We start from the raw sequence: 8,166 nt of genomic DNA on the forward strand, positions 1-8,166 counted from the left end.
CCTGCCCACCCCGGACTCCGCCTCGGCCCTCCTCGACGCCCGCGCCATCGCGTCCGGCAAGCGGCGTTCCACCCCCGCCGCCTACCGCCTCGCGCAGGCCGCGACCGGCCGCCGGCCGCACCCGACCACGACGGGAGACGCCGCGTGACCATCGCCGCCCTCCGCACCCTGGTCGACGCCGAACTCCCGGACGTCCAGCGCCCCACCGCCCCCCGAATCCGCCCCACCAACCGCCCCCGAGGAGGACCGGCCGTGGACACCGAGCGCGCCATCGCGGTCTCCATGTACAAGACCGGCGAGTACATCGCCACCATCACCCAGGCCACCGGCCTCGGCCAGGACGAGATCGCCGCCGCCGTTGAGGAGGCCGGCTACAAGTTCGCACCCGACGCCCCGGGAGACGAGCCGACCGACCCGGCCGCGGACACCGCGGAGACCCTCATCGCGTGGGGGATGCGGCACTCCTCCGCGCGGATGCAGCGCCTCGCCGACCAGGCCCGCACCGCGCTGGCCGACCTCCAGCAGGCCAGCCGCCGCGAGGCCGTCGTCACCGCGGCCGAGGAGAAGGTGCACGCCGCCGAGCAGGCCCTGGCCGCCGCTCGGGACGAACTGCGCGCCGCCAAGGGAGCGCCCGCCGCGTCGGGGCGTCCGGACCGCGCCGAGGCCGCCGCGATCCGGGCCTGGGCCAACCAGCACGGTCACACCGTCGGCACCTTCGGAATGATCCCCGCGCCGATCGTCGCCGCCTACCGCGCCGCCAACAAGGAGGCCAGCCGTGCTGCGTGACCTGCTCACCCTGCGAATCGTCCGCACCACCTGGCCGTACCCCGCCCTCGAACTGGTGCGCCCCGACGGCCGCGGCTGGCTGATCTGCCCGCTGACCCTCGACCTCACCACCCGAGACCAGGAGGACTGACCCATGAGCTACATCGGCCACCGTTGCGCCTGCGGCCACCTCGACGTCCACCACCGCGCCGACTCCGCCGGCCGGGAGCACTGCGAGGCCGTCGGCGGAGTCCGCTGCGGCAAGGGCTGCCGGGAGATCTCGGCGTCGATCCTCGTGCCGACCTTCGACCTGAAGGGCCGCCAGGTCCCCACGGTCACCGGACCCGGGCAGCAGATCGGCAAGGGCGCCGGGTACTCGCGCCCCGCGTGCGCCTGCGACAACTGCCGGGCCCTGCACGCCGAGCTGACCGCCGCGTAGAGCCCTGACGGCCCGCCAGACCGCCCGGGGCGGGGATGACACCGCCCCCGCCCCGGGCCACCACTCACCACCCCGAACTGCCTGAGAGGCCCCCGCGCATGCCGTGGTTCAAGATCGACGACAAGGCCCACAGCCACCCGAAGTGGCTGAGGGCTGGCAACGCCGCGGTGGGTCTTTTCGTCCGTGCCGGCTCCTACTCCGCCCAGCACCTCACCGAGGGCATCGTGCCCGGTGCGGTCGCCCAGCTGTACGGCACTGCCACGCAGGCCGCCAAGCTCGTCAAGGTCGGCCTGTGGCACACCAGCGACCACGACTGCCCCCGCTGCCCGCAGCCGCGTGGTGGCGACTACGTCATCCACGACTTCTTCGAGAACAACCGCAACACCACCAAGGCCCAGGACGAGGCGAACCGGAGGGCAGCCGCTGAGCGGGCCGCGAAGAGCCGGGCGGCACGAAACGCCAACCGATTCGCCGGCGAAAACGCTGCGAATCGCGCTCGATTCGCAGGCGAAAACGAAACGAATCCTGCTCGAAACGAACCCCAGTCTCCGGACTCCGCCGCAGGTCAGGACAGCACGTCACACCGCACGCCTGCTGAGGGTGCTGCGCATGCCCATGCCGCTGCCATGCCGTACCCCGGTACTTCCTTCGGAAGTACCGGTGCTGCTGCCGAGCGGCCCGCAGCTCACCCCGACCGCCTCGGCGACCTGAAGGCGGCGATCGCGGCCGCCGGGCTCGCCGGGATCGGCTGGTCCCTGCGCGAGTCGCAGTGGGAGTACACCCGCCAGGCCGTCGAGAAGGTCGGCATTCCCGCGATGGTCGCCTTCGCCGTCAACTCCTCCCGACTCAAGGGCCCCCCGGCCACAGCGGGCGCCTGGGTCGACGGCTGGCGCTCCCTCGAACCTACGCCCGACAACGGCGTCGCCTACCTCCCCGCCACCGTGGGCCAGCTCGGCCGCCCGTCCACCACCGACCAGCGCGTCCAAGACGCCCTCAACCTCGCCGCCCGATTCGCCCGAGAGGAGACCGCCTGATGAACCGCTCCGAAACCGCACTCCTGCTCGCCCTGTGCGCCTCCTACGACCGCCGCACCGTCGGCGAGGCCGACGTCCGCGCCTGGCAGCTCGTCCTCGCCGACGTCGACCACCAGCAGGCCGAAGCCGCGGTCGTCGCCCACTACGGCGACACCCGCGACTGGATCATGCCCGCCGACATCAAGCGGCGCGTCGCCGCGCACCGCGCCGACGCCGCCCGCGACATCCAGGGGCCCGGCCAGGCCGCCGAGGTCCCGGACGCCGACCCAGACAACATCCCCGCCTACCTCGCCGCCCTCCGCACCCAGCGGACCCGCGGAGCGGAAGGCGGCGCCCTCAAGCAGCGCCCCGTCCTGGCCCTCCTGGCCGGCGTCGGCCAGCCGGTCCCCACGGAACTCGCAGCGGTCCGCCGGCCCGGGGCACTCGGCGTCCGCTGCGACACCTGCAAGGCCGCCATCGGCCGCCCGTGCAAGACCCCGAGCCAGAAGCCCCGCGCACCCCACAGCGCGCGCCGAACCGCAGTCCGGGCCGCGTGATGGGCGCCCCCGTCCCGCCCGGTCTCCGCAGCCAGGGCCCGCCCGAGTGGCAGATCCCCTGCCCCCTCGACTACTGCACCGCGAAGCCAGGCCTCCCGTGCCGGTCCCGCACCACCGGCCAGCCCCTCGCCGAGGGCAGCCACCCCTCGCGGATGGAGGCCTGGATCAGCCAGGAGTACTCCGCATGACCCCGCCCGCCGCCCGCGCCGCGCTCGCCGCAGCCCTCCACGACCGGCTCGGCGACTGGGCCGCCGACCAGGCACACGCCATCGTCCAGCAACTCGCCGCCGACGGCTGGGACATCACCCCCACCCGCACCACCAGCAAGGAGACCACCCATGGCCGGTGACACCGTCGAACTCCCCGCCAGCGCCGGCCCCGGCACCACCGCCACCGTCCTCGTCGACCAGGCCGACGCCGTCCGCCTCGCCGGCCGCCGCATCTCCATCGGCTCCCACGGCTACGCCCAGATCTACGCCGGCGGCACGCGCACCCTCCTGCACCGCTGGGTCATGGGCATCGCCGTCGGCGACCAGCAGGACCGGATCGTCGACCACATCAACCGGAACCGGCTCGACTGCCGACGGGCCAACCTGCGGCTGGTCACCCCCGCCGAGTCCAACCTCAACCGCACGATCGCCGCCCGCGACCTGCCCCCCGGCGTCTACCGGACCCGCAGCAAGCGGTACGCGGCCAAGCTCAAGCGCCACTACCGCGATCACCACCTCGGCACCTACGACACCCCCGAGCAGGCCGCCACTGCCGTCGCCGCTGAGCGCGTCCGCGTCGACCCGCCGGAATTTCGGCAGCACGCCGCCTGACGAACCGCCACCGCCCGAACGGAGACCCCGCGATGCCCCAGCACCTCGACCTCGACACCATCCAGGCCCGAGCCGACGCCGCCACCGATGGCCCCTGGTACCCCGACTACGTCGACGGCGTGATCCACGACTCCGAGGGCCGCTTCGTGGCCCAGACCACCGTGAACGACCCGAACCCGAACGCCACCTTCATCGCCCGCGCCCGCGTCGACGTGCCCGCGCTGATCGCTCGCATCCGGGAGCTGGCCACCGACCTCACCGAGATGACCCACTGCCGCGACGCCGCGCTTCGTGCGCTACACCGCGACGACATCGACACCGACATCGACGTTGAGGACACCATCGCCAACGCGCTGTGGGGCCCCGGCTGGGACTGGGAGGACGAGCGCACCCCCCGCTTGATCGCCCGCGATGTCGCTTCCGAGATCCGGCCCGCACTCGCCAAGACCACCCAGCAGCGCGACCAGGCGCTCGCCCGCGTCCGCGAGCTGAAGGCCGAGAACGAGCGCCTCCGCGCCCGCTGACGGCCCGCCACCACACCAGACCTCACCACGGAGACCCACATGACCACCCCGCCCGACCTGACCGCCGCCGCCGACCGCATCGCCGCCAGCCTCATCACCTACGCCCTCACCAACATCACCGACATCCTCGACAACGCCATCGGCGAGACGATCGTCGACGACCCGGACTGCCCCGCGGACGGCACCATCGCCCGTGACGACCTGTGGGACGCCGTCCTCGGCCGCCTCAAGGCCGTTCCGGCCGAGTACGCCCGCCGCGACCAGGTGCTCACCGAGGCCGCCACCCGGGTGCTCGGCCTCCAGGTCCGCGAGCCCCTCGACGACGTCGACCACCACGTGAACGACGTGCTGCGCCACGCCGCCCGCGCCGTGCAGGAGGGCTGACTCATGGCCACCCCCGACGAGCCGCTCGCGCCGCTGATCGCCCTCGACCCGCCCACCACCCGTTGGACCGTCACCGCCGACAACGTGTGGGACGTCCTCGACGCCACCGACCAGGCCGGCCTGTGGACCGCGAAGATGCACTACGGCTCGGCTGAGTGGATCCCGCCCAGCACGGTGATCGACGGCATCACGCTCATGCCGCCGCACGTGCCGACCCGGACTGTTGCCTACTTCGGCGACACCATCGTGCTCACCGACGGCGCCTGGTCGGTCGAGCGGGCCGAGGCGGGCACCCGGTGACCGCGCCCGAGCAGGCCGACCTCCGCCAGCGTCTGCTCGACGCCCTCGACGCCGATGCGATGCGGCCCCGGGCCGAACGCCGCGGCCTGGTGAACGCGATGCTCGACGTCGTGAGCGACGACCTGACCGCCCGCGACGTCGACACCGCCCGGCTCCGCGAAGCGCACGCCACCATGGCCCTCCAGGCCGGCCACTACGAGCGCCGCTGGGAATCCACCGTCGTCGAGGCCCAACGGCAGGCCCGCCGCGCCGACGAACTGGAGCAGCGGGCAGTGGACTCCGCCTGGAACACGATGCGCCTCGGCGAGGAGATCACCCGGCTCCGCAAGAAGCTCGCCGCCGCCGAGACCGAGAACACCCGACTCCACGCCCTCCTCGCCGAAGGCCTGCCGATCGCCGAGGCCGCGCAGGAAGCCAGCACAGTGCTGGGCACCGTCCTCGCCCTGCACCGCCCGGTCCAGCGCGGCGCCATGACGATCTGCGACGCCTGCTCCCCGCGCCGCGGTGACGGCCCGTCCCGCTACGTCCTCGTCGGCTGGCCCTGCCCGACCGCTGACGCCATCAACGCCGCCACCCTGCCGACCACCTGACCACCCAGGAGCAGCACCATGTCCGAACGCCTCCGCACCCGCCGCATGCTGCTCATGCGCGGCTGGACCGAGGACAGCTACGGCATCCTGCGCCGGTCTGACGCCCCCGGCGTCCTCTGGGCCCCTGCTGGGTCCGGCGACTCCGGCATCGACGGCCCCAGCTACTCGATCTCCCTGAACGGCGACGTGCCCGACCGCATCATCGTCGCCCTGGCCACGCTGATCGCCGACGACATCGCCAAGACCCACCGCTGACCCCACCCGCCGGCCGCCCACACCAGGCGGCCGGCCCGCCGCCCCACTACCCCGCCCGCTGACCTGCGCCAGAGGAGACCGCCGTGCTCACCCCCGCCGCCATCGCCCGCCTCCGCCGCCAGCTCCTCGACCTCCCCGAGCTCCTGGCGTACGCCCACCTCGCCATCCTCCCCAGCAGCAACACCCGCAGCGGCTACGTCACCGGCGCCACCCGCACCGCCCCCACCCCGGCCCGACTCGACGTCCTCAGCCTCCTCGGCCCCGCCGCCACCGACACCGTGCGCGACCCCTACGGCGACCAGGACGGCCTCATCCCCGCCGCCGGCACCATCACCGCCTGGACCCGCATCCACGCCGAGGAACACGGCCAGCAGCCCGCCGACACCAACCTCGGCACCCAACTCGCCTACCTCGCCCACCTCCTGCCCTGGGCAGCTGCCCAGCCCTGGGCCGACGAGTACGCCGCCGAGATCGCCGACCTCCACCGCCGGTGCAGCCCCCTCGCGCTCCTCCGGCCCCGCCGCCGCCTCATGCAGCTGCCCTGCCCCCGCTGCCGCCTCCAGGCGCTCGTCCGCGAGGACGGCCACGACATCGAGTGCGCCACCCCCGGCTGCGGCACGATCCTCCGCCCCGACGAGTACGACCAGCGGGCCACCGCCTACGCCGACGCCCTCAACGCCGCCTGACCTTCAGCGCGCTGAACACCACCCAGGAGAACCCATGCACCGCACTGGAGACTGGCTCCGCGTTGAACTCGCCGGCGTCCCCGGCCTGAGCGGCTGGACCCTCGCCGGCACCGCCACCATCCTCGACATCGTCCCCCTCCACCGGCCCTACCTGCTCCTCCGCATCACCAACACGGCCGGGTCCACCCCGCTGTACGCCTACGGCCCCCTGCGCACCGAACTGAACGACGAGCAACCGGCCGTCCGACAGCCCGTCACCAACGGCATCCAGCCCGCCGCCATCACCCTCGACGAACCCGCCGGCCGCGACCACATCACCGCCGCCGACGTCGACACCGCATACAGCGCGCTGAACGGATTCCACCGCTCCCTCACCCCCGACGGCCCCCTCACCGACCACCACCTGCCCCAACTCGCCCGCGCCGTAATTGACCTGGCCATCGCTCGCCAGACCGCCCTCGATGCCGAGGCCGCCCGCGACGCCCTCATCCGCCGCTACCTCGCCGGCGAAGTCCAGCCCAAGACCATCCAGGAGTACACCGGCCTCGGCGCCTCCCGCATCAGCCAGATCCGGAACCCCGCACGGGCCGCCGCGTAGAGCCGCTTGCACAAGATCCGCCCAGTGCGCATAATGGCGACAGCGCCACACGTGCGCCCACAGACACCCGAGAGCCCCGCGGCAGAGCAGCAGCCGCGGGGCTCTCGCCATCCCCGGGGAGGTGCCGCCGTGGACGACGACGAGCTGTACACCGACCCCGAGGGCCTCGACTGCGTCACCGCCCGCCAAGCCGCCCGCATCACCGGCCGGAACATCCAGACCATCTACAGCTGGCAACGGCGCGGCCTCATCGCCCCCCGCATGACCGACGACCACGGCCGCCGCGTCTACCTCCTCGCGGACATCTGCGCCGCCGCCGGCCACGTCGCTGTCCGCGCCCAGCGCGTCTTCGACAGCCGCACCGCCGCATAGACCGCGGCCCGCCGCCATCCCCCCACGGCGGGCCGCACCCGGAGGTGACCATGGCCGAACTTCTCGTGCACCTGCGCATCGGCGACCTGGACGAGTACTGCATCGGCAGCATCAGCCTGGGCCCGGACGACGAGCACGTACGCCACCAGGTCGCCGATCTCCTCCACGGAACGGCCGCGATCATCCGCGCTGAACTCCCCACCACCGACCGGACGGAGGCCGACGATGATGACCGGCTATGAGGTCCATCTGCTGCCCGACGGCCGCCGGTGGATCGCCGAGGACCACGTGATCACGGATCAGGGCCTGGCCGCCCTGGTGGCTGGCCGGGCCGAGCAGCCGAGCGAACGCGTCTGGACCTGGTCACCGGCCGACGCTACCGACTGACCCACCCGCCCGGAGGGAGGTGACCCCCCGGTGCCCACCGCCCCCGTCCCGCTGCTCCGACCCCACCTGCCCCGACCTCGCCACCAAACGCGGGCGCTGCGACCAGCACCAGCCCATCCCGTGGGCCGGCCGCGACGACAAGGCCAGCAGGTACGGGATCAGCTCCGGCCGGTGGCGCGCGCTCAAGGCCGCGGTCGACCGGCGCGACAACGGCTGCTGCTGGATGTGCGGCGACGACCAGGCCGACGCGTACGTGCTCGACCACAAGGTCCCCATCAGCGAGGGCGGATCGCCGACCAGCCTCGACAACTTGGGGCTGGCGTGCGGGCCGTGCGACACGGTCAAGAGCGCAGCGGAAGCGCTGCGGGGCAACCAGCGGCGCCGCGAGCGGGCCGCCGCCCGGGCGGCCCGGCACCCCGGGGGGTAGGGGAGTCCGGATCACGGAGCCTCGGCCCCGGGGCCCGCCGCCGTGTAC

Annotated in this window: 19 protein-coding genes; all 19 read left to right on the forward strand. The window is 73.5% G+C overall.

All coding sequences use genetic code 11. The features are described from left to right. Window positions 1-144: 144 nt before the first annotated feature. Entirely contained in the window at window positions 145-786 is a 642-nt protein-coding gene (locus tag KCH_RS43245) for an Lsr2 family DNA-binding protein (RefSeq protein ID WP_035860296.1), read from the forward strand. Beyond that, window positions 776-916: a hypothetical protein gene (locus KCH_RS41055; protein ID WP_157031930.1), complete on the forward strand. Its 141-nt coding sequence runs from the start codon at window positions 776-778 to the stop codon at window positions 914-916. Before KCH_RS43245 ends, KCH_RS41055 begins: the two co-directional genes overlap by 11 nt. Window positions 917-919: 3 nt before the next feature. Next, complete coding sequence (locus KCH_RS07065) at window positions 920-1,204, forward strand: hypothetical protein (RefSeq protein ID WP_035860298.1); 285 nt, start codon at window positions 920-922, stop codon at window positions 1,202-1,204. Between the two features lie 98 nt (window positions 1,205-1,302). After that, window positions 1,303-2,238: a hypothetical protein gene (locus KCH_RS41060; RefSeq protein ID WP_157031931.1), complete on the forward strand. Its 936-nt coding sequence runs from the start codon at window positions 1,303-1,305 to the stop codon at window positions 2,236-2,238. Beyond that, on the forward strand, window positions 2,238-2,774 hold the full coding sequence (locus KCH_RS37020) for a zinc finger domain-containing protein (protein WP_051652835.1): 537 nt from the start codon (window positions 2,238-2,240) through the stop codon (window positions 2,772-2,774). The genes KCH_RS41060 and KCH_RS37020 overlap by 1 nt, the downstream gene beginning before the upstream one ends. Further along, complete coding sequence (locus tag KCH_RS07080) at window positions 2,774-2,962, forward strand: zinc finger domain-containing protein (protein ID WP_157031932.1); 189 nt, start codon at window positions 2,774-2,776, stop codon at window positions 2,960-2,962. Before KCH_RS37020 ends, KCH_RS07080 begins: the two co-directional genes overlap by 1 nt. Continuing rightward, window positions 2,959-3,123, forward strand: coding sequence for a hypothetical protein (locus tag KCH_RS41065; RefSeq protein WP_157031933.1), 165 nt, complete (start codon window positions 2,959-2,961; stop codon window positions 3,121-3,123). Before KCH_RS07080 ends, KCH_RS41065 begins: the two co-directional genes overlap by 4 nt. Beyond that, complete coding sequence (locus KCH_RS07085; RefSeq protein WP_035860305.1) at window positions 3,113-3,595, forward strand: HNH endonuclease; 483 nt, start codon at window positions 3,113-3,115, stop codon at window positions 3,593-3,595. Before KCH_RS41065 ends, KCH_RS07085 begins: the two co-directional genes overlap by 11 nt. 32 nt (window positions 3,596-3,627) lie before the next feature. Beyond that, entirely contained in the window at window positions 3,628-4,119 is a 492-nt protein-coding gene (locus KCH_RS43250) for a hypothetical protein (protein WP_051652836.1), read from the forward strand. 39 nt (window positions 4,120-4,158) lie between these two features. Continuing rightward, on the forward strand, window positions 4,159-4,503 hold the full coding sequence (locus tag KCH_RS07095) for a hypothetical protein (RefSeq protein WP_035860307.1): 345 nt from the start codon (window positions 4,159-4,161) through the stop codon (window positions 4,501-4,503). Window positions 4,504-4,506: 3 nt separating this feature from the next. After that, window positions 4,507-4,803 (forward strand): hypothetical protein, encoded by a 297-nt coding sequence (locus KCH_RS07100; protein WP_035860309.1) that lies wholly within the window; start codon window positions 4,507-4,509, stop codon window positions 4,801-4,803. Beyond that, window positions 4,800-5,393 (forward strand): hypothetical protein, encoded by a 594-nt coding sequence (locus tag KCH_RS07105; RefSeq protein WP_035860310.1) that lies wholly within the window; start codon window positions 4,800-4,802, stop codon window positions 5,391-5,393. The genes KCH_RS07100 and KCH_RS07105 overlap by 4 nt, the downstream gene beginning before the upstream one ends. A gap of 18 nt (window positions 5,394-5,411) precedes the next feature. Next, complete coding sequence (locus KCH_RS07110) at window positions 5,412-5,648, forward strand: hypothetical protein (protein ID WP_035860311.1); 237 nt, start codon at window positions 5,412-5,414, stop codon at window positions 5,646-5,648. Between the two features lie 83 nt (window positions 5,649-5,731). Then, window positions 5,732-6,334: an Rcat domain-containing protein gene (locus tag KCH_RS07115; protein ID WP_035860314.1), complete on the forward strand. Its 603-nt coding sequence runs from the start codon at window positions 5,732-5,734 to the stop codon at window positions 6,332-6,334. Window positions 6,335-6,368: 34 nt separating this feature from the next. Then, window positions 6,369-6,932, forward strand: coding sequence for a hypothetical protein (locus KCH_RS07120; RefSeq protein ID WP_035860319.1), 564 nt, complete (start codon window positions 6,369-6,371; stop codon window positions 6,930-6,932). Window positions 6,933-7,061: 129 nt separating this feature from the next. Next, window positions 7,062-7,304 (forward strand): MerR family transcriptional regulator, encoded by a 243-nt coding sequence (locus KCH_RS07125; protein ID WP_035860321.1) that lies wholly within the window; start codon window positions 7,062-7,064, stop codon window positions 7,302-7,304. A gap of 50 nt (window positions 7,305-7,354) precedes the next feature. After that, complete coding sequence (locus KCH_RS07130) at window positions 7,355-7,546, forward strand: hypothetical protein (protein WP_035860327.1); 192 nt, start codon at window positions 7,355-7,357, stop codon at window positions 7,544-7,546. Beyond that, window positions 7,530-7,691 (forward strand): hypothetical protein, encoded by a 162-nt coding sequence (locus KCH_RS41075; protein ID WP_157031935.1) that lies wholly within the window; start codon window positions 7,530-7,532, stop codon window positions 7,689-7,691. Before KCH_RS07130 ends, KCH_RS41075 begins: the two co-directional genes overlap by 17 nt. A 19-nt stretch (window positions 7,692-7,710) precedes the next feature. Beyond that, window positions 7,711-8,118, forward strand: a complete 408-nt coding sequence (locus KCH_RS07135; RefSeq protein WP_035860329.1) for an HNH endonuclease — start codon at window positions 7,711-7,713, stop codon at window positions 8,116-8,118. The last annotated feature ends 48 nt before the right edge of the window (window positions 8,119-8,166 follow it).

Origin of the sequence: Kitasatospora cheerisanensis KCTC 2395, assembly GCF_000696185.1 — a bacterium.
Classification (GTDB): Bacteria; Actinomycetota; Actinomycetes; order Streptomycetales; family Streptomycetaceae; genus Kitasatospora; species Kitasatospora cheerisanensis.